The sequence below is a fragment of the Rhizobium sp. Leaf453 genome, from assembly GCF_001425605.1.
Classification (GTDB): domain Bacteria; phylum Pseudomonadota; class Alphaproteobacteria; order Rhizobiales; family Rhizobiaceae; genus Pararhizobium.
Genome location: NZ_LMRG01000001.1, coordinates 134,854 through 157,071, shown reverse-complemented (window position 1 = coordinate 157,071; position 22,218 = coordinate 134,854). Strand labels below are relative to the sequence as shown.

The 22,218-nt window shown below is 60.1% G+C and carries 24 protein-coding genes, 2 tRNA genes and 1 pseudogene; 13 read left to right on the top strand and 14 right to left on the bottom strand.

Annotated features, from left to right (window positions below; translation table 11 throughout):
- Positions 1 to 186: 186 nt before the first annotated feature.
- Genes ASG68_RS00810 through ASG68_RS00795 form a run of 4 tightly spaced genes read right to left on the bottom strand, consistent with a single transcriptional unit; the run spans position 187 to position 3,579 of the window.
- Positions 187 to 1,878, bottom strand: a complete 1,692-nt coding sequence (locus tag ASG68_RS00810) for an SDR family oxidoreductase (RefSeq protein WP_062575966.1) — start codon at positions 1,876 to 1,878, stop codon at positions 187 to 189.
- Positions 1,875 to 2,330 carry a thiol-disulfide oxidoreductase DCC family protein gene (locus tag ASG68_RS00805; protein WP_062575967.1) on the bottom strand — a complete coding sequence of 152 codons (456 nt, stop codon included), beginning with the start codon at positions 2,328 to 2,330 and terminating at the stop codon, positions 1,875 to 1,877. Before ASG68_RS00805 ends, ASG68_RS00810 begins: the two co-directional genes overlap by 4 nt.
- Positions 2,330 to 3,271, bottom strand: a complete 942-nt coding sequence (locus tag ASG68_RS00800) for an MBL fold metallo-hydrolase (protein ID WP_062575968.1) — start codon at positions 3,269 to 3,271, stop codon at positions 2,330 to 2,332. The genes ASG68_RS00805 and ASG68_RS00800 overlap by 1 nt, the downstream gene beginning before the upstream one ends.
- An 11-nt stretch (positions 3,272 to 3,282) precedes the next feature.
- Positions 3,283 to 3,579 carry a cupin domain-containing protein gene (locus ASG68_RS00795; protein WP_062575969.1) on the bottom strand — a complete coding sequence of 99 codons (297 nt, stop codon included), beginning with the start codon at positions 3,577 to 3,579 and terminating at the stop codon, positions 3,283 to 3,285.
- A 383-nt stretch (positions 3,580 to 3,962) separates the two neighbouring features.
- Between ASG68_RS00795 and ASG68_RS00790 the strand changes: the two genes are divergently transcribed.
- Together ASG68_RS00790 and ASG68_RS31035 are read left to right on the top strand one after the other, a co-directional pair.
- Positions 3,963 to 4,037: transfer RNA gene (locus ASG68_RS00790), tRNA-Gln, on the top strand.
- A 177-nt stretch (positions 4,038 to 4,214) separates the two neighbouring features.
- Complete coding sequence (locus ASG68_RS31035; RefSeq protein ID WP_156373786.1) at positions 4,215 to 5,162, top strand: HNH endonuclease; 948 nt, start codon at positions 4,215 to 4,217, stop codon at positions 5,160 to 5,162.
- A gap of 78 nt (positions 5,163 to 5,240) precedes the next feature.
- Here ASG68_RS31035 and ASG68_RS00785 read toward each other — a convergent pair whose 3' ends face one another.
- Both ASG68_RS00785 and ASG68_RS00780 read right to left on the bottom strand, forming a co-directional pair.
- Entirely contained in the window at positions 5,241 to 5,660 is a 420-nt protein-coding gene (locus ASG68_RS00785; protein WP_062575970.1) for a hypothetical protein, read from the bottom strand.
- A gap of 194 nt (positions 5,661 to 5,854) precedes the next feature.
- Complete coding sequence (locus ASG68_RS00780; protein WP_156373787.1) at positions 5,855 to 6,367, bottom strand: hypothetical protein; 513 nt, start codon at positions 6,365 to 6,367, stop codon at positions 5,855 to 5,857.
- A gap of 262 nt (positions 6,368 to 6,629) precedes the next feature.
- Here ASG68_RS00780 and ASG68_RS00775 point away from each other — a divergent pair.
- The 4 genes and pseudogenes from ASG68_RS00775 to ASG68_RS32915 form a co-directional block, all read left to right on the top strand.
- Positions 6,630 to 6,706: transfer RNA gene (locus tag ASG68_RS00775), tRNA-Pro, on the top strand.
- A 241-nt stretch (positions 6,707 to 6,947) separates the two neighbouring features.
- Positions 6,948 to 7,427, top strand: a complete 480-nt coding sequence (locus ASG68_RS00770; protein ID WP_062575972.1) for a DUF2938 domain-containing protein — start codon at positions 6,948 to 6,950, stop codon at positions 7,425 to 7,427.
- A gap of 33 nt (positions 7,428 to 7,460) precedes the next feature.
- Positions 7,461 to 7,706 (top strand): hypothetical protein, encoded by a 246-nt coding sequence (locus ASG68_RS00765; protein WP_062575973.1) that lies wholly within the window; start codon positions 7,461 to 7,463, stop codon positions 7,704 to 7,706.
- Positions 7,707 to 8,291: 585 nt separating this feature from the next.
- Positions 8,292 to 8,492 (top strand): annotated as a pseudogene (locus ASG68_RS32915) (CatB-related O-acetyltransferase); the annotation flags it as partial.
- Positions 8,493 to 8,756: 264 nt separating this feature from the next.
- On the opposite strand, the gene cysN reads toward ASG68_RS32915, so the two are convergent.
- Genes cysN through ASG68_RS00745 form a run of 3 tightly spaced genes read right to left on the bottom strand, consistent with a single transcriptional unit; the run spans position 8,757 to position 12,016 of the window.
- On the bottom strand, positions 8,757 to 10,244 hold the full coding sequence (cysN, locus tag ASG68_RS00755; RefSeq protein WP_062575975.1) for a sulfate adenylyltransferase subunit CysN: 1,488 nt from the start codon (positions 10,242 to 10,244) through the stop codon (positions 8,757 to 8,759).
- Between the two features lies 1 nt (position 10,245).
- Complete coding sequence (gene cysD / locus ASG68_RS00750) at positions 10,246 to 11,199, bottom strand: sulfate adenylyltransferase subunit CysD (protein WP_062575976.1); 954 nt, start codon at positions 11,197 to 11,199, stop codon at positions 10,246 to 10,248.
- Between the two features lie 46 nt (positions 11,200 to 11,245).
- The gene (locus ASG68_RS00745) at positions 11,246 to 12,016 is read right to left on the bottom strand and encodes a phosphoadenylyl-sulfate reductase (protein ID WP_062575977.1); all 771 of its coding nucleotides are present in this window, start codon (positions 12,014 to 12,016) and stop codon (positions 11,246 to 11,248) included.
- A gap of 290 nt (positions 12,017 to 12,306) precedes the next feature.
- On the opposite strand from ASG68_RS00745, the gene ASG68_RS00740 reads away from it, so the two are divergent.
- Both ASG68_RS00740 and ASG68_RS00735 read left to right on the top strand, forming a co-directional pair.
- Complete coding sequence (locus tag ASG68_RS00740; protein ID WP_062575978.1) at positions 12,307 to 12,579, top strand: YlcI/YnfO family protein; 273 nt, start codon at positions 12,307 to 12,309, stop codon at positions 12,577 to 12,579.
- The gene (locus ASG68_RS00735; RefSeq protein WP_062575979.1) at positions 12,576 to 12,875 is read left to right on the top strand and encodes a type II toxin-antitoxin system RelE/ParE family toxin; all 300 of its coding nucleotides are present in this window, start codon (positions 12,576 to 12,578) and stop codon (positions 12,873 to 12,875) included. The genes ASG68_RS00740 and ASG68_RS00735 overlap by 4 nt, the downstream gene beginning before the upstream one ends.
- A gap of 3 nt (positions 12,876 to 12,878) precedes the next feature.
- On the opposite strand, the gene betA is transcribed toward ASG68_RS00735, so the two are convergent.
- The 5 genes from betA to betI form a co-directional block, all read right to left on the bottom strand.
- Positions 12,879 to 14,531, bottom strand: coding sequence for a choline dehydrogenase (gene betA, locus ASG68_RS00730; RefSeq protein WP_062575980.1), 1,653 nt, complete (start codon positions 14,529 to 14,531; stop codon positions 12,879 to 12,881).
- Positions 14,532 to 14,573: 42 nt separating this feature from the next.
- Positions 14,574 to 15,050: a hypothetical protein gene (locus tag ASG68_RS31030; RefSeq protein ID WP_156373788.1), complete on the bottom strand. Its 477-nt coding sequence runs from the start codon at positions 15,048 to 15,050 to the stop codon at positions 14,574 to 14,576.
- Positions 15,051 to 15,329: 279 nt separating this feature from the next.
- Complete coding sequence (gene betB / locus ASG68_RS00720) at positions 15,330 to 16,793, bottom strand: betaine-aldehyde dehydrogenase (protein ID WP_062575982.1); 1,464 nt, start codon at positions 16,791 to 16,793, stop codon at positions 15,330 to 15,332.
- Position 16,794: 1 nt separating this feature from the next.
- Complete coding sequence (gene betC, locus ASG68_RS00715) at positions 16,795 to 18,324, bottom strand: choline-sulfatase (protein ID WP_062575983.1); 1,530 nt, start codon at positions 18,322 to 18,324, stop codon at positions 16,795 to 16,797.
- Positions 18,321 to 18,947 carry a transcriptional regulator BetI gene (gene betI, locus ASG68_RS00710; RefSeq protein WP_062575984.1) on the bottom strand — a complete coding sequence of 209 codons (627 nt, stop codon included), beginning with the start codon at positions 18,945 to 18,947 and terminating at the stop codon, positions 18,321 to 18,323. Before betI ends, betC begins: the two co-directional genes overlap by 4 nt.
- 150 nt (positions 18,948 to 19,097) lie before the next feature.
- Between betI and ASG68_RS00705 the strand changes: the two genes are divergently transcribed.
- From ASG68_RS00705 to ASG68_RS00685, 5 genes are all read left to right on the top strand, one after another.
- Complete coding sequence (locus ASG68_RS00705) at positions 19,098 to 19,532, top strand: GFA family protein (protein WP_062576576.1); 435 nt, start codon at positions 19,098 to 19,100, stop codon at positions 19,530 to 19,532.
- Positions 19,533 to 19,662: 130 nt separating this feature from the next.
- On the top strand, positions 19,663 to 20,274 hold the full coding sequence (locus ASG68_RS00700; protein WP_062575985.1) for a hypothetical protein: 612 nt from the start codon (positions 19,663 to 19,665) through the stop codon (positions 20,272 to 20,274).
- 147 nt (positions 20,275 to 20,421) lie between these two features.
- Entirely contained in the window at positions 20,422 to 20,877 is a 456-nt protein-coding gene (locus tag ASG68_RS00695) for a hypothetical protein (protein ID WP_062575986.1), read from the top strand.
- Positions 20,878 to 21,064: 187 nt separating this feature from the next.
- Positions 21,065 to 21,502, top strand: coding sequence for an EamA family transporter (locus ASG68_RS00690; RefSeq protein ID WP_062575987.1), 438 nt, complete (start codon positions 21,065 to 21,067; stop codon positions 21,500 to 21,502).
- An 81-nt stretch (positions 21,503 to 21,583) separates the two neighbouring features.
- Positions 21,584 to 22,132 (top strand): HdeD family acid-resistance protein, encoded by a 549-nt coding sequence (locus ASG68_RS00685; RefSeq protein WP_062575988.1) that lies wholly within the window; start codon positions 21,584 to 21,586, stop codon positions 22,130 to 22,132.
- Positions 22,133 to 22,218: the final 86 nt, after the last annotated feature.

The following is a 22,218-nucleotide window of genomic DNA, read 5'->3' as shown; positions in this document are numbered from 1 at the left end:
TCACTCGAAGGTGACGATAAGCTCGTTTGTCCACTGCTGCAAGCAGGTTCAGTGTCGGGTCATCAAGGATGGAAAGGACAACGACAATGGGTGTGATCCTCAAACTCTGGATGGATGTGATCCTGCTTCTGACCTTGCAGCGTGACCGGCGCCCCGCAAGTTGCCCGGATGGGCATGGCGGTCGGTTCAACGGTTTTCGGGACGAAGCCAGCCGACATAGCGAACAATGAGCCCGGTGAGCGGACTGCCGATCTCGACATGGAAACGGAACGTGCCGTCCTGCTCCTCCTCGAAGGTCTCGCCGCCCGGTGCGAGAAACAACGGCAACGGCACGCCGAGAAAGCGCCAGCCGCGAATGACCAGCCGCAAACGGCCCTTGTCCGGCACCAGCGCGATCAGCACCCGGAACGGCCCGAAATCCTCGTAGAGCAGACCGGCATCCCGCCCCGTTGCGGCGGACTGCCGGCTGCGAAAGGACCTCGTGCCGAAGGTGCGGATCCAGGTTTCCTGGCCGGCTTCGCAGTCGAAACGGACATGCACGGGAATGTCTGTCGCCTCGGCCGGAAAGCCGATGACGGCGGCGGTGATCCGCGAGAGAAGCCCCTTGCCGCGCTCGACATGCGCCTTGCCCACGACGGTCCGGGTTTCCGTGCTGTCATGCATCGCGGCGACGGCGGGCGTGAGGTCTGCCCAGGCTTCGGCCAGCGCGCGCCGGTAAAGCGGGGCCGTGGGATCGTCGATGTCGTTCCGTATACCCGCGCGGATCGAGAATCGCGAAAACAGCGGCGTGAAATCGGCAAGCGTCAGGGCGCCGGCGGCTGGCCGTGCGCCCGGCTCCGGCTTCCTGCCGGAAAGCCAGCCGCGAATGATTGCCTCGGCCGCCATGCCCGGGATGAACGGGCCATCTTCGCCCTCGGCGATCAGATGCCAGGACCGGGCGAGCGCCTTTCCATGCGCATCCCTGCCGGTGATCGCAACGAACATGCCGCCGCGATGTTCTCCGAAATTCATGACCTGCTGTACACTGTGCATGATCGGTGCCAGCGGCGATAGCGAGGGGAGGAGCCGCAGCCGAACCAACCCGGCGCACAGTCCGAGCAATCGCTGCAGGAATTGCGGCTCGGTGCCGGCGCCGGTGAAGGCCGATTGGATGCCGGGTATGGCGCGGGGCAGCAGGGCCAGATCCGGCGCGTCGGCCAGCACGAACCGGCGCGACTTGAGCGGCACCGCACCGGGCGGCGCGATCGTCCGGCGCACGCCATCCATCAACCCAAATCCCCTGGCCGGCCTGCCATCGCGGACCAGCATCACCCGCTTGCCGGCATAGCTGCAGACGGCTTTCACCACATTCAGACCCATGCGCACGCGGGGTGACGGCGCGATACCGGATGTCACGGTGTCGATGCGCTCGAACCCCGGCCGCAACGCATCGAGCGCCGCGAAGGACAGCGCAGGAAAACTGCTGCAGCCGGACAGAACGAAGATGCCCCGTTCCCGGGCCGTCGCATCCAGGCTGGAAATGCCGGCAACGAAATCCGTCGCGTCCGCCAGATCGAGATAGTTGATGCCGAGCGCGATGCACGCCTTCACCAGATGATACGGATTGGGGCCGGCGTCCTGAAATGGACCGGAGGCATCGACGACGAGGTCGGGTTTCAGCTGAGCGAGGATTTTGGCGGCATCTGCCATCCGGTCCATCGCTATTGGCTGCAGCGTCGCCTTCGCCTTGATCGTCGCGGCAAAAGCCTGCGCCTTGTCGAGCGAGCGTCCGGCGATCAGCAAGGTCAGCCGCGGCTCGTCCGCCAGCAGTCGCACCAGCCTGCCGCCAAAGGTGCCATAGCCGCCGAGGATCAGCACGCGCAAGGGCTGCGCGCTCATGCGATAAACCGGCTGCGATGCTCCGGCGTCGGCACGAAGCAGGCGTTGCGCCGGCCGGCGATGCGATAGCGGTTGCGCGCCACCAGTTCATAGAGCGGATCGCGCAGCGCTCGGGGGATCAGCCGCAGGATGCCGGTCAGGTTCCACGGAAAACCGAGGCCTGCCGCCATCCTGAGCGAACCCTCCGATTTGAAAAAGGCGGTGCCATCCTCGATCAGGATATTGGTTTCGTAATCGCGGCTGTCGAACCCATAATGCCGGTAGAGCGCCGCGCCGAGCGGCGATTGCGCGGTGATGAAGCGATAGCGGCCCTGCCGGTCGTGCCGAAGCACGAAATTGACCCAGCCGGAGCAGAAGATGCATTCGCCGTCGAAGACGATGATCGGATGATCGTCGGCAAAGGCGGGCACAGCCGGATCGTTGCGATAGCTGTAAGCCGGCGGCGACTGCATCAGCTTGCTCCGGTGGGCGCGAGCCGGAAGGCGCCGGTGAGCGAAGGCGTGCCATCCGTTTCCACCTGGCCGCGCTCCAGCAGGTCCTCCAGATGGGCAAAGACGGAGAGCGCTGCGGCGCCATGCAGGCGCGGATCGGTGCTGGCATAGATCACCTTCACCATGTCGGGGATCAGGATATCGCCGGCCCGCACGCGCTCCAGAACCGCGCGCTCGCGCATACGCCGATGGGCGCGCAAGCCTCGAAGGAATGGTGCGGGTTCCTTCACCGGGCCGCCATGCCCCGGCAGATAGAGCCGGTCGTCACGGCCGAGCATCTTCTCCAGCGACGCCATGTAATCGGTCATCGAGCCATCCGGAGGCGCCACGATCGTCGTCGCCCAGGCCATGACATGATCGGCGGAGAAGACCGTGCCGGTATCGCCGTTTGCGTTGCCGAGCGCGAAGGAGGCGTGGTTGGCCGTGTGACCCGGCGTCAGGATCGCTGTCAGCGACCAGCCGTCGCCGGAGACTGTGTCGCCATCTGCAAGCGCGATATCCGGCACGAAATCCATGTCGGAGCTTTCGGCGAAGGGGTTGACCTCGCCCTCATGCAGCAGCCGCGCCGCCCGGTGCGGTCCCTCGGCGACGATGAGCGCGCCGGTCTCCGCCTTCAGCCGGCGGGCCAGCGGCGAGTGGTCGCGATGCGTGTGGCTGACGGCGATATGGGTGACCTCGCGACCCCTTAGCGCCGCCATCAGCGCCTGGAAATGCGCCTCGTCCTCCGGGCCGGGATCGATCACCGCCACCGAGCGGTCGCCGACGATATAGCTGTTGGTACCGTGAAAGGTGAACGGGCCGGGATTGTTGACCGTCAGCCGCTGCACGCCGTCGGCCACATCGACCGCCTCGCCATGGGCCGGCTTGAAATCGAGATCGAATGCCACATCCGGATCGCTCATGCGGCGTCTCTTCACTTGTACTCGATCTCGATGAACGACATGAAGTCCTTGCCGGCATTGACGACATTGTGCTCGACGCCCGCCTCGCGCCGGTAGGCCTGCCCCTTGGCAATATCCACCCGCCGCTCGCCGCCCGGCTCCTCCAGCAGAAACCGGCAATCCGTCATCGGCACGACGACATAGCCCATGCCATGCACATGATGCCCCGTATCCGCCCCCGGCTCGAAATCCCACCGCGTGATGCGCACCACATCGTCATCGAGAAGAACGGTCGGCTTGGCAGGCGGGCGGGCGCGAAAAATGCTCATGTGGGTCTCCGGATTCTGTGGAGGAGACTAGAGCGCGGGGCAGGGGATGGGAAGGGGAAACGGTGCGTCTCATGGTCGCTTGATCGTGCCATGGCTTACGAGGACGCGCCTCCCTTCTCCGTCATCCCGGACTTGATCCGGGATCCAGCGGCGCGAAGTCCTTCGCGCCAGAGAACTCTTTGAATGGTCTGGAATGGCTTGGGCTTGATTCCTCTCGCCGCGCAGACGCGCGTCGGCTGGATCCCGGATCAAGTCCGGGATGACGGGACCTGGATTGCTCTCCGCAAAAATCCGCGCAAACCCGAACTTAAGCGTTGTCGCATCCGTTCACCTTTGCTAAACCGGCTCTCGATTTGGCCCGGCGATTTGCCGGAAGCCGATGGTGGGGCGTAGCCAAGCGGTAAGGCACTGGTTTTTGGTACCGGCATCCCCAGGTTCGAATCCTGGCGCCCCAGCCATTTTTTACATATAGTTTCAAATCTTTATTCTTGACTTGATATAGCGCTTGAAAGCTGTTGGTGGATGTTACCTGCAACGCGGGCGCGACAGTTACTGTCCGTCTTATCCATGGAAATTGCGCAGCTATTTCCATTAGAAGAGAATCGAACGCGGTGGATTCAATTGGGAGTATCTAGTTGATTTATGTCGAAATGGCCCGCGATGTCGATCATGGCGGTGAAGGCTGGTCTTTTCCTTCTTGCCTGTGGGCGCCGACCTTGAAGGAAACGGGAGCACATTGGCCTTTTTGGACCAATGTAAAGCTAGTAAAATCCGGTGATATTATCCTGCATATACGCGGAAAAAAACCTGCGTCAGCATTTGTGGGGCTTTCAATAGCGAGTTCGGATGGCTACGAAACTACGCGACGGCCACCTGTGCCCGGTAAATGGGCGTATTCCAAATCGTTTTACAGAGCAGATTTGCATCAATACGTGCCATTTCCAGAGCCAATCAATTTGGATTTATTATTTCTCTCCAAAAAACAATATTTGGAGGATTATGCAAAAAATAAAAAGATATCATCTAGCCGTTCCAATCTATTTTATGTGATTCAATCAGGCAGATTACAATGTCAGAATGGCGGATATCTATCAGGAGCAGACGATGCACTGTTAGATATTTTGTTCGGAATGACAATTGATGCAGCGTCTAAGCATCCGCCTGTGGTGTCCACGTCAGAGGTTTTGAGGGAGATTAAGGCTAGGGTTGGTCAGCAGCTTTTCAGCGCTATGATCAAAAGCAACTACAATAATAGCTGCTGCTTTCCACAGTGCGGTGTTGTGGATTCTCGATTCCTAGTTGCCGCGCACATTGCGAGATGGAGCGACAATAAGAGACTCCGGGGCCATGCCGGCAATGGCCTTTGTCTGTGTCTTATGCACGATAAAGCGTTTGAGCTGGGTATGTTTACGCTTGATCAAAATTTCGCGATATCAATACAATCTGGTGAAATAGGTGTCGATCAAGCGTCGCAAGATTTGCTTGCGCAGAATGGGAAAGTGATAAAATTAGGGCTCGTTCCCCCATGTGAAGAAGCGCTTGCTGAACATCGTGTCCGAACAAATTTTCACGGAAGAATGTGATTAATATCTAGCGAATCTAGAGAAAACCCGCCGGTTTCCACCGACGGGTCCAACAATCCAATCCAGCCGTCAAAAGCCTTACTTCGCCTTCTCAGCCTTTTCCCCACCCAGAAACTCATCGCACCAGCTCGGCCCGGACGACTTCTTGACGTCGCCGAGCACGTGGATGGAGCGGATGACGTAGTCGGAGGAGACGGTCAGCTGGACGGAGCAGGAGAGGAATTCGGTGCGGGCATTGGCGATCTTCTTGCCCTTCTTGCCGTTTTCGCCTTCGGCATACTGCGCCGGGATCGTACGCTTCTTGTAGCCGCCCTTCCAGGCGTAGACCGTGTTGTCGCCGTTCTGGACGTCGGACTGCGGCGGGCCGAACTGGGCGAAGAAGGTGCCGGCCGGCTGGCCGTTCCAGCGGGATTCAACGGCGTTGCGGGCGGGTCCCACGGTGGTGCAGCCGGCAAGAGCCAGCGCAAGGCTGGCCACGGTCATCAAGCGGAAATTCATCTGTCCAAGTCCCTTTGGCGTTCGTTCTGAAACATCGGTCTGCCAAGGCGGCGCAATCGCTTGTGGCCAAGGCTTTTCGCCTCAGCCTCTAGCGCTAAACCGTTTGAAAGAAAATCGGTTCAGGCACTTATATGCATGGTTGCGCGCATAAATTCACAAGCGTTGCCGAAAGGTCCCACGGACAGGCTCCCGGCCTACTTGGTGACCTCGAGAACCTCGGCGCAACGCGACAGGCTGAGGCCTGCGCCGGTCGTGTCGTTGCTGGCGCGGATGCTCATGATGCGGTCGTCCGCACCGGCATTGATCTGCACTTCGCAGAACAGTTCCTCGGTGCGCGCCGGCGAGATCATCCGCGGCGTGTTGTCGGAAAAGCCGATCGAGGTGCGCGTGGTGGTCGTCACCTGCTCGTCGCCATCGTCGGAGGTGCGGGTGACGGTCCGCGTCTTCGTGCGGGCGAAGTCGTCGTCATCGTCGGGCGTGACATATTGCGCCGGGATGTAATTGGTCTTTTCGCCACCGCGCCAGGTATAGATCGTGCCGCCGTCGCGGGTCGGGAAATCATTGACCGGCGGCCCGTAGCGGGTGAAGAAGGCATCGGCCGGCTGGCCGATCCAGCGCGACTGGATGGCGGTGTTGGCCTCTTCGGTGGTCGTGCAGCCGGACAGCATTGCCACAGCAACTGCCATCATAGTCAAACGGTATTTCATCTGTGTCCCCCATATCGGCCGGCCGGCCGCAGCGCCGCATCCCGGGCCCTCCCAATTCCCCGGGCGCAATGAACCAACGGCTGTGGGTGGCGTCAAGTGTTGTCGAGCAAAATCAAGCGCTTCATCCCCACCTGCAATGTGACGATGTGTGACGTGTCTGCGGTATCGCTGCGTTCGGAAACTTTTCCACCGGGGCCTCATATTTTTGTCATTTGCGGCTTGTGGAATGGAAACGGCTGTTCTATAGAGGCGCCGCTGGTCACGGAGTGTAGCGCAGTCTGGTAGCGCACGTCGTTCGGGACGACGGGGTCGGAGGTTCGAATCCTCTCACTCCGACCAGCTAAAATTCCGACCCGTTTATGCCGGTCGGGATGCCGAATTCCCGAAGAACACACTCTTCCACGACGCCTTTGTCTTCTAATTTCGCGCCGAAACTCCCTGTATCGCGCCACCGCCTTCCTTGACCCAAAAAGCGAAGATGAATTACAACGGCTGGCGCCCGCATTCCTGCGGGCTTCCGTTTTTCGCGTGACCGTCCCCCTTTGCGATCATGCTTCCCGAGCCGACAGGAATCCTTGCCATGTTCGATATCTTCTGGCGTTGCGCGCTGATCGGCGTCGGTGGCACGGTGCTGATGGATATCTGGGCCATCCTCCTGTCCTTCTTGCCGGGGCAAAGCAAGCCGAACTGGGCGCCGGTCGGCCGCTGGTTCTGGCATCTGCGCAACGGCAAGGTTTTTCATGACGATATCGGCAAGGCCGAACCCTATGCGCATGAATTGGCGCTCGGCTGGATCGGCCATTATGCCGTCGGTATCGTCTACGGCTTCCTGCCGCCGGTGATCGCCGGTACCGCCTGGCTCGCGGCGCCGACCTTCCTGCCGGCCTTCATCGTCGGCATCGTCACGGTCGGGGCAGGGTGGTTCCTGCTGCAGCCGGGCCTCGGCATCGGCTGGGCGGCCTCGAATACACCGAACCCCAACAAGGTCCGTTTCCTCAATCTCGTCGCCCATACGGTGTTTGCCGCCGGCATGTACTGGACGGCGTTGTTGATCAGCTAAGCCGACGCGCGACCGCCTTTTAAGGACTGCTCTTTGAAAAAGATCGACGATCTCATCGCCTCCGTCACCAGCATTCACGATCGCTACAAGGCGGGCCGGATGGAGCGAGAGACGGTGCGCGAATGGGTGCTCGGCCTCGGCGGGTATCCGGCACCGTATGCAGAGCCGTTGCAGGAGGCTGCCGCCTGGTTCCGCCCGATTCACATGCTGGAGCCGGACACGCTGAAGGTGGATGATTTGCAGAGGCTGAAGGCGATCATCGAGGCTGGTCGGGCCTGAGGCCAAGGTCGTATAGTGCAGCCAAGCCGCTCAAAGATGAGCGTTTTCATTTGTGTTAGAGTTTTATCGGTTTGGTTTCACATGTGCCGAGAGTATTGATGCAATTCATCCACTCACTAGGCAGCACCTGTTTGTCAGGGCTGCGAGGTGACCTGGAAGACGGAAGGTTCCCCATAAACAATTGATCCACTGCAGTTTGATCACACGGTTGTGCGCATGAAGTTCGACAAGCAGACCATCGCAGCGGCCGCAAAGGCTGGCATTGCCCTAAACAGCCAGATGACCCTTGAGAAGTCGGCGGCGGTGCTGGTGGAGCCCAACGTCAAGATTTCCTCTGTTCAGCTGTCCCTAAAGGGCTCAATCGGCGCCTACAGCTATCTTCGCTCCGGCGGTCGCATTGCCGGCCGTACCGAGTGCATCGGGCGTTATTGCTCGATCGCGCCGGGCGTGACCATCGGCGACGGCGATCATCCGACGGACTGGCTGGCGACACATCCCTTTCAATGGGCTGCCAATGGCTGGGTGACCAAGGAGGAACGGGAAACACATCGATTTCCGGCCTCCAAGGTCAAGCCAATGGTGAAAATAGGCAATGACGTCTGGATCGGTGCCAATGTCATCGTCTTGTCGGGGGTTGAGATTGGCGACGGTGCCATCGTTGCCGCAGGCTCCGTCGTGACAAGGAATGTTGAACCGTACACGATCGTGGCGGGCATCCCCGCGAAAATTATCCGCCCGAGATTCAGCGGGGAAATCATTACGCGCCTGGAAGCCCTTAAGTGGTGGCTTTATACGCCGCAGTCCTTGTTTGGTGTTCCATTCGACAAGATCGAGCAGGCCGTCTCAGAATTGGAGAGGCGCAAGAAGGCGAAGACGTTGGTACCAATCCCGCAGATACTGTTCAAGCTGTCGACGGCTGGCCTCTCTCCTGTCGACGGCATGTGGGAGAAGCACAAATATTTTAGGCGCTATAAGTAACTGACGCCTGGAGATCAAAAGGATAAGGGGCCAATCGGCCCCTTTTGCATGTCGATTTTGCCAATCTTGGGCTCAGATGTCGATGGCCGCATCCTTGAAGATGTCGGCTGCCTCGGTCGAGGTCATGCGGCGCACTTCGGTCTCATCACGGCGGCGCGAGAAGAGTTCGGTTGCCATCAGCTGGTCGGCGAGGTCTGCCGGCAGCGAGAGGACGACGCGGGCTTCTTCCGAGCGGATGCCGGTCAAAGTCGAGCGCTTGGCGGTGATCATGCCGCCGGCGACCGTGTTGTGCGTGTCGGCATCGATCAGGATGAAGGCGCCGGTCGTGCGGTTCTGGTCGTAGGCGTCAAACACGGCCTGTTCGTCGAAGGACAAGTGGACCTTGCCGATCGCGTTCATGGCGAGAACACCGTCCTGCGGGTTCCAGCTGCCGGTCTTGAGATCGAGCTGGCTCACCGGATTGACGCTGACGCGCTGGCGCCGCGCGCCGCTCTTCAGCCAGTAGCGACGGCCGGGCTGGATGCCTTCCGGCTGCAGCGAGACGAGCTGGGCGTCGAAATCGAGGCCGACCTGCGGCTGGCTGTCGATCGAAACGATCATGTCGCCGCGCGCCACGTCGACCTGGCGGTCGAGAACGAGCGTGATCGCATCGCCCGAAACGGCGGCGTTGCGCACGAGGTCGAAGGTAATGATCTTGGCGACGTTTGCAACCATGCCCGAGGGCAGGATGACGACGCTGTCGCCAGGCTTCACCGAGCCACCGGCAACCGTGCCCTGATAGCCGCGAAAGCTTTCGCCAGGGCGCGAAACGCGCTGGACCGGCAGGCGGAAGCCGACGGTCTGGGTCGAGCGGACGGTCGCCAGCTCCAGTGCTTCGACGAGCGTCTGGCCGTCATACCAGGGCATTGAGGCCTTGCCGTCATAGACGACGTTTTCGCCCTTCAGTGCCGACATCGGAATTGCCGTGATCTGGCGCACGCCGAGCGACAAGGCCAGTTCGCGGAAATCATGGGTGATCTGCTCGAAACGGGCGCGGTCATAGCCGACGAGGTCGAACTTGTTGACGGCCAGAACGAACTGCTTGATACCCATCAGCGAGGCGATGGTCGCATGGCGGCGGGTCTGCTCCAGGAGGCCGGTGCGGGCATCAACGAGCAGCACGGCGAGATCGGCTGTCGAGGCGCCGGTTGCCATGTTGCGAGTGTACTGTTCATGGCCGGGCGTGTCGGCGACGATGAAGGAGCGCTTGTCGGTGGCGAAATAGCGATAGGCGACATCAATGGTGATGCCCTGTTCGCGCTCGGCCTGCAGGCCGTCAAGCAGCAGCGCAAAATCCGGCAGGCCGAGATCGTTCTGCTTGCCGCTGGAATCGCGGCGCAGGGTTGCCGCCTGGTCTTCCTTGACCGCCTTGGTGTCCCAGAGCAGACGGCCGATCAGGGTCGACTTGCCGTCATCGACCGAACCGCAGGTGATGAGGCGCAAGGGGCGCGTATCGCGGGAAACGACGGCGGTCTGGGCATCCGGCAGGGCGGTTGCGAGTGCTGTTACGCTTGCGGTCATCTCAGAAATATCCTTCGCGTTTCTTCTTCTCCATCGAACCGGACTGGTCGCGGTCGATGGCCCGGCCCTGACGCTCGGACACGGTTGCAATTTCAAGTTCTGCGATCACCTCGTCGAGGGTCTGCGCCTGCGAGCGGATGGCGCCGGTCAGCGGCCAGCAGCCCAGCGTCCGGAAGCGGATGTTGTCTTCTTGGATCTGTTCGCCCGGCAGCGGCTCGAAGCGCGGATCCTCGGCCCAGACCAGCATGCCGTCGCGATCGACGAACTTGCGCTTGGCGGCGTAGTAGAGCGGCACCAGCGGAATGTCTTCCGCCTGGATGTAGCGCCAGATATCGACTTCGGTCCAGTTCGACAGCGGAAAGGCGCGCACGCTTTCGCCGCGGCGGATCATGCCGTTGTAGATGTTCCAGAGTTCCGGACGCTGGTTACGCGGATCCCATTTGTGATCGGGCGTGCGGAACGAGTAGATGCGCTCCTTGGCACGGCTGGCTTCCTCGTCGCGGCGAGCGCCGCCAAAGGCAGCGTCATACTTGCCGGCATCGAGCGCCTGGCGCAGCGCCTCGGTCTTCATGATATCCGTATAGAGCGCCGAACCATGGGTGAACGGCGTGATGTTCTCGGCCGCGCCGCGCGGGTTCTTGTGCTCGATCAGGTCGAGGTCGTAACGCTTGGCGATCTCGTCGCGGAACGTGATCATTTCCGGGAACTTCCAGCCCGTATTGACGTGCAGGAGCGGGAAGGGCACGCGGCCGGGATAAAAGGCCTTGCGGGCGAGATGCAGTAGGACGGACGAGTCCTTGCCGATCGAATAGAGCATGACCGGCTTGTCGAACTCGGCGGCCACTTCGCGGAAGATGTGGATCGCTTCGTTTTCGAGCGCCTTCAGATGCGGATCGAGCGGCGCCTTGGCCGACTGGGGATTATGCAGTTCCGTTTCCGGAAGGGTACTGGGCATTTCAAGTCTCCGGGAGAAGTTCTGGTTGGCGGGCAGCCCGCGCGGATCAACGCGCAATGCTGCTTGCCAGAATGGAAGATTGCGGAAGGGCCGAGGCAGCGGTTTCCGGCACATGCAGGCCGCATTCGCGCTTCTCGTCGTTTTCCCACCACCAGCGGCCGGCCCGTTCGGGCTCGCCGGGCTTGATGGCGCGGGTGCAGGGCTCGCAGCCGATCGACGGATATCCGCGCGCATGCAGCGGATTGACCGGGATCGCTTCCGCCGCGACATGGGCGCGGATCGTCTCGATGTCCCAGTCCGCGAGCGGATTGATCTTGATCAGGCCACGGTCGAGATCAGCCTCGGCAAACGGCGTGTCAGCACGATTACCGGACTGGCCGCGTCTGAGGCCGGTGATCCAGAAGGATGCCCCCTCGAGTGCGCGCGCAAGGGGCTTTACCTTACGCGCGCCACAACAGGCATGCCTGGCTTCGACGCTGTCGTAAAAGCCGTTCATGCCGTACTTGGCGGCAAAAGCGTCGATATCGTCCTGTTCGGGGTAGAAGCGCTTGATGAGAATGCCGTAGGCTTCCTCTGTCTCGTCGATCAGCGCCACGGTCTCGTTGAACAGGCGGCCGGTTTCCAGCGTCGAGACTTCGATGCCGAACCTGCCGGTGCCGATGGCGGCGGTGATGACCTGATCCTCGATGCCGAGGCTAGTGGTGAAAACCGATTTTCCCTCGAGCGAAGCAACGAGTGCCAGTCGACCCGACAGGTCGAGGCCTTCGAGTTGGCTGTTGAGCGCGTGGGCGCGGTTTTCAAGCGATGCGGATGTCATGGGGAGGATATCCTGATTTTCGTATGCCGGAATATCGCAGTCATGTGTGACAAAAGACAGAAAAACGGATTTCTAATGTCAGCGGATCAGAGCAAATATCTCTCCGAACAGCAAAAAACGCAGAATAGTGGGCAGAATGCCGCGTTTTATGCCTAAAATCTATAATTTTTGTAGTTTATATATGCGTCTTTCCACCGTGATCCGCGCGGCGTGCGGGTTGCGCTGCTTCGTTGAAACGCTCGCCTTTTTTTGATATCGTGCATCGCAATTGCAACGCGAGAGGCACGATTATGAAAACTGCGACACTTCCTTCGCTCAGGGTCGATCCGGAATTGAGAGCCGCCGCCGAAGGCGTGCTGCAGAAGGGCGAGACACTGTCCGCCTTCGTGGAAAATGCCGTCAAGGCGCAGGTGCATTATAGAAAAACACAGGCCGAATTCATCGCCCGTGGCCTTGCATCGCTCGAAGAGGCGAAGCGCACCGGAGTTTATCACAGTTCGGAAGATGTCCTGGCTATGCTGAAGGCAAAAATTGATTCAGCCAAAGCCTCGAAACAGAAATGACCTATACAATCCGCTATACCAATGAAGCGCTGGAGGATTTTGATCGCCTCTATGACTATTTGGTTGTTTTCGACGTTGCGTTGGCGGATCGCGCTTATGAGGCTCTCCAGCAGGCAATAAAGCTGCTGGAGAGTTTTCCTTTCAGTTGCCGAAAAGTCTCGACGGAAAATGCCCTGCTGCGCGAGCTCGTCGTTCCATTCGGTGGATCAGGCTACGTCGTGCTTTTTCGGATAGACAGCAATGACGTTGTGACCGTCGCCGCTGTCCGCCATCAGCGCGAGGACGATTACCACTGAGCCTTACCTATCGCTCGTCTCCCAGCGCGGGTTGATCCAGGGCTCCTGGTTGCTGCGTGCCAGCATGCCCTTGCCGAGAATATGGTCGGCGGCCTTTTCGCCGGTCATGATCGAGGGGCCGTTGAGGTTGCCGTAGGTGACATGCGGGAAGATCGAGCTATCCGCGACACGCAGGCCATCGACGCCGATGACGCGGGTCTGCGGATCGACGACGGCCATCGGGTCGTTCGCATCGCCCATCCGGCAGGTGCCGCAGGGATGATAGGCGCTTTCCAAGTGCTCGCGCAGAAACGCGTCGATCTGATCGTCGGTCTGCACGGCTTCGCCCGGCTGGATTTCCGGGCCGCGATACTGGTCGAACGCTTTCTGTCCGAAGATCTCGCGGGTGAGGCGCACGCAGTGGCGGAACTTTTCCCAGTCTTCCGGATGGCTCATATAGTTGAACCTGATCACCGGATCGGCCTTCGCGTCCGGCGAGCGTAGCGTGACATTCCCGCGCGATTTAGAGTGGTTGTAGCCGACATGCACCTGGAAGCCGTGGCTCTTCGCCGCCGCCTTGCCGTCGTAGGAGATGGCGACCGGCAGGAAGTGATACTGGATATCCGGCTGGCGCACGCCCGGTGCGGAGCGCAGGAAGGCACAGGATTCGAACTGGTTGGAAATGCCGAGCCCCGACTTGGTGAACAGCCACTGCGCGCCCGCGACACCCTGCCAGAACCAGGGAAGCCAGGAATAGAGCGAGACCGGTTTGGTAGAGACCTGCTGGAAATAGAACTCCATATGGTCCTGCAGATTGGCGCCGACACCCGGCCGATCGACCTTCACCTCGATGCCCATGTCCTTGAGATGCGCCCCCGGGCCGATACCCGACAGCATCAGCAGTTTCGGCGAATTGAACGACGATGCCGAGACGATGACCTCGCGGTTCGCCTTCACCACCTCGATCTTGCCACCACGCTCGATCTCGACGCCGATGGCGCGGCCATTCTCGATCACCACCTTGCGGGCAAAGCAGCGCAACAGTTCGACATTCGGGCGCTTGAGGGCAGGGCGCAGATAGGCGGAAGCAGCCGACCAGCGGCGGCCATTGTGCACCGTCTGCTCCATCAGGCCGAAACCTTCCTGCTTGGAGCCGTTATAATCGTCGGTCAGCTCGAACCCGGCCTGCTGGCCGGCATCGACGAAGGCTTTGAAAAGCGGGTTCTTGTAGGAGCCGCGCCGCACATGCAGCGGGCCATCGGTGCCGCGCCAACCGTCCTCGCCGCCATGGGAATTTTCCATGCGCTTGAAATAGGGCAGCACATCCGCATAGGCCCAGCCCTGGGCGCCGAGCTCTTCCCACTCGTTGTAATCGGTCATCGAACCGCGCACATAGACCATGCCATTGATCGACGATGAACCGCCGATGACCTTGCCGCGCGGCGCCGTGATCCGCCGGTTGTTGAGGTTCGGCTCGGGCTCGGACAGGTAACCCCAGTTGTACCGGCTCATGCTCATCGGCCATGCCAACGCCGCCGGCATCTGGATGAACGGCCCGATATCCGAGCCGCCATATTCCAGCACCAGCACTGTATTTTTCCCGTCCTCCGACAGGCGGTATGCGAGAGCCGATCCGGCCGAGCCGGAGCCGATGATAATATAGTCTGCCTGGTGCATGGTTGTGGCTCGCTTAAGATTTGTTAGGCATGGTTAAATGTTTCAATGCCGGATGTTGGTTCTCGATTGAAATACCGCGAGATCGGCACGACCTTCGTGGATGTATTCGTGTTCTGGATTGGCGTGTGAATGACTGCGAAGGGCTTCCGGGGAAGGCTGCTGCAAAAGCTGAGCACGACGGAGCGTGACCGTCTGGCAAGCGAGGCCATCCGTATCAAGAACAAGCCGCGCCCCCGCTTCAAGGTGCATTGGGATCGCATTGGAAATGCGTTTCTGCAGGACATGCGCTTTTTTCTGAAAATATGCGCCGTGATCTTTGCGTGGATATTGGTCGCTATACTGGCGGGACATATTTCGCCGGTCCTGGCTGTCGCCTGGGTTCTCGCGTCCTGCCTTGTCGTTCTTTATGGCATGTGCCGATTTCTGTTCGTCGTCGTCAGCGCGATATACGCTACGCTGACCTGGAAAAGCCCCAGATAGGCGGCTTCCTGAGCTGATGTAGTCATATATCTGCTGCATGAAATTCCCCCTTGGGGTCTTTACGGAACCGCTAAATAAACTTCGGTGGGTGGTGTCGAACCCCTCACCAACTTCGGCCAAGGGTTCGACTGCGTCTCACCCGGCCTTCGTATCCTCTCCCACAAGGGGAGAGGTAAACCCGCGGCGCCGTCCTTGCGTCAGACGAGGACCGACGTTTGTGGCACCCTACCTCTCCCCTTGTGGGAGAGGATAGGAAGTCCCCAAGAGCCGAAGGCGATTGGCTGGACGAACTTGGTGAGGGGTTGATCCCTCAGCGCCTCAATACGGTGCCTCGACCTTCCCCATCGCGACATAGACGCTCTTCAGCTCGGTATAGTGATTGAGCGCCGCCAACGAATTTTCCCGCCCGAAACCGGATTGCTTCGAGCCGCCGAAGGGCACTTCCACCGGCGCGAGGTTGTAGGTGTTGATCCACAGCGTGCCGGCTTCAAGCTGGTCGACGACGCGGTGGGCGCGGGTGAGGTCGGATGTGAAGACGCCGGCGGAGAGGCCGAGTTCGGTGGCGTTGGCGCGGGCGATGACCTCTTCCTCATTGTCGAAATCGAGCACGCACATCACCGGCCCGAAGATCTCCTCCCGCGCGATTGTCATGTCGTCGGTGACATCAGCGAAGACGGTCGGCTGGATATAGGTGCCCTCGGCCGAGACCGCGTTCGGAATGCCGCCGCCTGTCAGCAGCGTCGCGCCTTCCGCCTTGCCCTTCTCGACATAGGAGAAGACCTTGTCGAGCTGGGCGCGCGAGACCATCGGGCCGAGCTGCGTCGCCTCGTCCATCGGGTCGCCGATGACGATCGCCTCGGTGCGCTCCTTCAGCCGGGCGAGGAACCTGTCCTTGATGCCCTTCTGCACGAAGACGCGGGTGCCGTTGGAGCAGACCTGGCCGGTAGAGTAGAAATTGCCGAGCATGGCTCCGCCGATGGCGCTTTCGAGATCGGCATCGTCGAAGACGATCAGCGGCGACTTGCCGCCGAGTTCCATCGTCACATGCTTGAGGCTGGAGGCGGCAGCACCCGCCACCTTGCGGCCGGTTTCGACCGAACCAGTCAGCGAAACCTTGGCGACATCCTTGTGGTTGACCAGCAGCGGCCCGGTCGAGCGATCGCCCTGAATGACGTTGTAAAGCCCCTTCGGCAGGCCGGCCTCGATCAGGATTTCGGCAATCTTCAAGGCGCCGAGCGGCGTGTTTTCCGATGGCTTGAAGACCATGGAATTGCCGGCGATCAGCGCCGGCGCGCCCTTCCAGCAGGCGATCTGCTGCGGATAGTTCCACGCGCCGATGCCGACGCAGACGCCGAGCGGCACACGCTTGGTGAAGGCGAAATCGCCGCCGAGCGGGATATAGTCGCCATTCAGCGCCGCCGCCGCCACGCCGCCGAAGAACTCGAAGGCGTCGGCACCGGAGGTCGGGTCGGCGACGATAGTTTCCTGGATCGGCTTGCCGGTATCGAGCGTCTCGAGTTCGGAAAGCTCGCGGTTGCGTGTCCGCATTATGTCGGCGGCCCGCTTGAGGATGCGGCCACGGGCCGTCGGGCTCATGGCGGCCCATTCCTTTTGCGCTCGCTTGGCGGCGGCAATCGCCTTTTCGACGATGGCAGGTGTTGCGGCATGGAGCTTGGCGATCACCTCGCCGGTGGCCGGATAGATGCTGTCGAACGGCGTGCCCGCCGTGTCCTCGACGTATTCGCCGTCGATGAAGTGGGAGGCTTTGGGTTGGGCTCTCATCTTATTCTCCCCGCGGAAAGCGTTTGGATTCTTCGAGATTGTCGAGATTCATGTGGTTGCGCATGTAGCGTTCGGACGCCTTCTGCAGCGGCTGATGATCCCAGGGGTAATAGGCGCCGTTGCGCAGCGCCTCGTAGACCACCCAGCGCCGCGCCTGGCTTTCGCGGACGCTCGCGTCGAAGGCCTCCATATCCCAGCGGCTGTCGCGCATTGCCTGGAAGGCGCGCAGCGTCGGGGCATGGGCAGGAACCTCGGCGAGATTGGTCAATTCCAGCGGATCGGCATCGAGATCGTAGAGCTGGTCGGGATCGAGCGCGCAGTGGATATATTTCCACTTGCCTTCGCGAATGCCGACCAGCGGCGCGTAGGAGCCTTCGGCGGCATATTCCATCACCACCGGCGTGGTGCGCTCGGTGCCGTTGATGACCGGCACCAAGCTTTCGCCGTCGGTCCACGGCATGATCTCGTCCATGGAAATGCCGGCGAGGTCGCAGAGCGTCGGGGCAACATCGAGATTGGATGTCGGCGCCAGATGCAGGCCGGGCGTCACGCCGGGGCCGGCGATCATCAGCGGCACACGGGCTGATCCTTCGAAGAAGTTCATCTTGAACCACAGGCCGCGTTCGCCCAGCATGTCGCCATGATCGGAGCAGAAGAGGATCAACGTATCGTCGAGCATCCTTGTGCGCGTCAGCGTGTCGACGAGTTCGCCGACCTTCTCGTCGAGATAGGAGATATTGGCGAAATAGGCCTGGCGCGAGCGGCGGATATTCTCCTCCGTCACCGCAAAATTCTGGTAGTCGCAGGAATGGATCAGGCGCTGCGAATGCGGATCCTGTTCAGCCAGCGGGATTTCGCCGACTTCGGGCAGAAGATGCTCGCAGTCGTTATAGAGGTCCCAGAATTTGCGGCGGGCGACATAGGGGTCATGCGGATGAGTAAACGAGACCGTCAACGCCCAGGGGCGGCGGGCCTCGTCGCCATGTTCGCGGCTCAGATGATAGAGCTTCTGGTTGGCGAGGAAGGCGACTTCGTCGTCATATTCCATCTGGTTGGTGATCTCGGCCACCCCGGCGCCGGTGACGGAGCCGAGATTGTGATACCACCAGTCGATCCGTTCGCCCGGCTTGCGATAATCCGGCGTCCAGCCAAAATCGGCCGGGTAGATATCCGTCGTCAGCCGTTCCTCGAAACCGTGCAACTGGTCCGGGCCGACGAAATGCATCTTGCCCGACAGCGCCGTGTAATAACCGGCGCGGCGCAGATGATGCGCATAGGTCGGGATGGAGGAGATATATTCGGCCGCATTGTCATAGACCTGCGTGCGGCTCGGCAGCTGGCCGGCCATGAACGAGGCGCGGGCAGGGGCGCAGAGCGGCGAGGAGGTATAGTTGTTGCGGAACCGCGCCGACCGCTTGGCCAGCGCCTTCATGTTCGGCGCATGCAGGAACTCGGCTGGACCGTCGGGGAAGAATTTCCCGTTCAGCTGATCGACCATGATGATGAGAATATTCGGCTTCTGCGCACTCACGGCGTCGGTCCTTTGGTTTTCGGTATCGAAATGTCTTGATTTGAAACGAGCCGCAGATGCGCCGTGACATAATCCTCCACCAGCGCAATCGAGGAATCGATGCTGACGGGAGCAGATTTCAGGCCTTGCCGCAGGTAAAGCCCGTCGATCATCGCCGACGCCCCCTCGGCGATCCGGGCGGCATCGGCAAGCGGGCAGAGTTCGCGCAGGCTCGCCAGAAAGTTCGAACGTAGCCGGCGCGCATAGACGACCAGCAACCGGCGGGTTTCCTCGGAACGCTGGGCTTCGGTGTAAAACGCCAGCCAGGCGGCGACCGTTTCCGGGGCGAACTGATGCGCCTGGAAATTCACCCGGATCACCGCCGACACTCTCTCACGCGGGGTCGTTGCCGCACCAAGGGCCGCCACCGTATCCGCCCGCAATTGCCGCAGTAGGCTGCGAATGGTTTCCAGCACCAGCTGTTCTTTGGACCCAAAATAGTGATGTGCGAGTGCCGCCGAAACACCGGCATGGCGGGCGATTTCCGACATGGTGACGGTCAGCGACCCGTGATCGCCCACGGCCCGCAACGTCGCATCCACCAGCGCCTTCCGGCGCACCGGTTCCATCCCGACCTTCGGCATTCGAAATCCCCTTGTTGAGGATGAGCTTATTTTTGATTGATCCATCAATCAATAAAAAAATGAACTGTGATGTGATCGATTTAGCTTTGATCGGCAGAGTTGCTTGTTGCTAGTCTGCGGAACACGACGCCGTTGGTCGAGGAGACGCAGATGGATAGCAATATCAACGAAATCGACGGCGCCTGCCACTGCGGCACGGTCCGGTTTCATGTGCGTCTGACCGATGGTCTCAATACGGCAAGGCGGTGCAATTGCTCCTATTGCCGTATGCGGGGCGCAGTGGTCGTTTCGGCCGATCTGGATGCCATCGGCATATCGGAGGGCGAAGAGGCACTGAGTCTGTATCAGTTCAACACGAAGTCGGCGAAGCATTATTTCTGCTCGAAATGCGGGATCTATACCCATCACCAGCGCCGCTCGAATACCAATCAGTACGGGGCCAATGTCGCCTGTCTCAAGGGCATAAGCCCGTTCGATTTCCAGAGCGTGCCGGTCAGCGACGGTGTTTCCCATCCGGCGGATGACAAGACAGGGCGCGGGGCGCGGCTCGCAGGCATCCTGACCTTCACGCCCTCCGAGGATTGAAGGGCGGACGGAGAGCAAATCCTCTGCCATCTCGGGCTTGGGCGCTGTTATACTCCGCCCTTGCCGCAATGGTGACGATTTGGCTGGCGAGATATCGCGTGTGTGTGGCTTGCAGCAAGGTTCGATTTGAATGGGCGCCAAAGAGGTTGGCGTTATCTATCTGAAAAGCCTGGGATGGATCTTGGTCGCAATTGCCTCGGCTGTTACGATTCATCTGTCGCTTGAAGTTCTCATCATCGATTTTATTCACGAGAACCCAAACAGACCGAAATCGAACGCCGCTCTGATGCTGGTCGTCACCACGCCGATTTTCGCAGTGATCAGTTCCGTGCTGGCAGCCTTGGTCCTGGCCTTGCCGCAATCATTCGAGGCGTTTTGGACCTGGCTGATGGCTCGACAAGTCGGCGTGAGAGGGCAGTTTTCGCCAGTGTTTGCCCTGCCGTTTACGGCGGTCGTTACCTGGTACTGCTACGATTATCTGACGCCCAGCAACATGAACCTTGGAATCAACGAGGGCGCCGACTGGGTGCCATATGAGCATGGTCTCACCCTCAGCCGATATGCTGCCGCTTTGGCCTGTCAGGCGCCGGTCACGCTCTTTAACATCGGCTATCTGGAAGCACGCACTCGGAAGGCGCCTAAAAGGTGCTTGGTCCTGATGGTTTTGGGATTAGCGGTTGTGATCGAACTCATCGTCCGCCTCAGCCCTCTATCAAACCTCAGCGAAATCGGCGCGTGGTGAGGTCGGCAGGTTGCGATTGGCCCCAATGAGGATACAATCGAAGCCTTATCCGGTTCGCGTAACATCGACGGTTTTCCAGCCGTTCAAATACGCCGGGGCCTTCTCGTTTTTGGCTCAAACTCATATGCCACAAATGACAACGTATTGATGGCGTTCAAGGATCTTGCGAATCCGTTTTTCCATTTGGCCCAACGATCTCAATATCGCTTTCTGATGAAAGCTGTATCGTCGTGGCACGAGGACCGTGACCCAGATCTGTTCCCGGATGAGCGATCTCAACCGGGGATTCCTGCGGATATCACGGCGCAGTTCGGGAAATCGCGACAGAATTTCAAGCCAGGTTTCTCGATCGACCCATGTGACGCCCCAATGGCGGTAATTTGGCCCCCAGTCCGGAAAAAACTCCGCCACGATACTTTCGACAAAATAAAAAGCTTCTTCCCTGACGCTGAAGACATCGGGATGGAGACGGTCATAGTCGAGATTGCCGCTATCAGCATGGTTACATGGGATGAAATTGAAGGTCAATCCGCCTCTGGGGCCGGACAAAACCTTGTAGTGCTTTCGCATTGGAAAAGCGGGCACCGTGTGCCGCACAAGTGAACGATGACTTTCGATAACAGGAGAATCCTTGAAAGGTCAACGTCTGCCGTAGCGTTGGATCGGGGGATGCGCGGGTTCTACGGCGATAGAGCCATGACGGGTTCTATCTGTTCTCTCACATTGAAACTTGCGCTTCGATCGTGAAGAGTCCCGGGTAATATTGCCTCTTCCTGATCGGAGACCCATCTTGAAATCCCTCCTTCTATCTTGGCAGGCCTGGGCGCTGCTCTCCGCCGGCTTTGCCGCACTCACCGCCATCTTCGCCAAGGTCGGCATCGAAAACGTCAATTCGGATTTCGCCACCTTCATCCGCACCATCGTCATTCTCCTGGCTATCGCCTTCATGCTGTCCGTCACCGGAAACTGGCAGGCGCCGGGGACCGTCTCGGCGAAAAGCTGGCTGTTTCTGGTCCTGTCGGGGCTGGCGACCGGGGCGTCCTGGCTGTGTTATTTCCGGGCTCTGAAGCTCGGCAATGCCGCGCAGGTCGCGCCGGTCGACAAGCTCAGCGTCGTTCTCGTCGCAATCTTCGCGGTTGTATTCCTCGGCGAACGGCTGTCGCCCGCCCATTGGGCTGGCGTCGCGATGATCGCTTCGGGCGCGGTGCTGCTGTCACTGAAGATTTAATCGACGACCTGCTTTGCTTTCTTGCGGAATTATTGCTTTATTTGCACCTCTAAATTGTTTGCGTATCATGGAGACTGCATCTTGGCTGAAGCTTTCAACCCCTCTGCGAAGTCCGTGCCCAGCGATAAGTGGGGCTGGTTCGTGGCGCTCGGTGTCCTGATGATCATGGGCGGCGGCATAGCCTTCGGCAATGTGCTCGCCGCCACCGTCGCCTCGGTCTATACGGTCGGTATCGTCATGCTGGTCGGCGGCATCCTGCATCTGGGCCAAGCCTTTCGCGTCAAGTCCTGGGAAAGCGCCATCTACTGGAGTCTGAGCGGGGCCTGCTACACGATCGCCGGTATCTTCGCCTTCTTCAATCCGCTGCTCGCCTCGGCCATTCTCACTTTCCTGATGGCGGTCGCCCTCGTTGTCGCCGGAGCCTTCCGCATCTGGACCGCGTTCAAGCTGCGGCCGCTGGCCGGCTGGGGCTGGATCGCGCTGGGCGGCGCCCTGACGCTTCTTGCCGGCCTTGTCATCGCCGCCGGCTGGCCGGTCAACAGCCTGTGGCTGCTCGGCCTGTTTCTGGCGATCGACCTTGTGATGCAGGGGCTGGCGCTGATTGCCTTCGGGGTTCTCGCGAAGGGATAAGGTAATTGCCCGGGGGTGGTTGCATATTTCCGCTAACGCCCGGCAGTCATTGAACTTTCATGAAACTGTCATGTCCGGGAAACGGA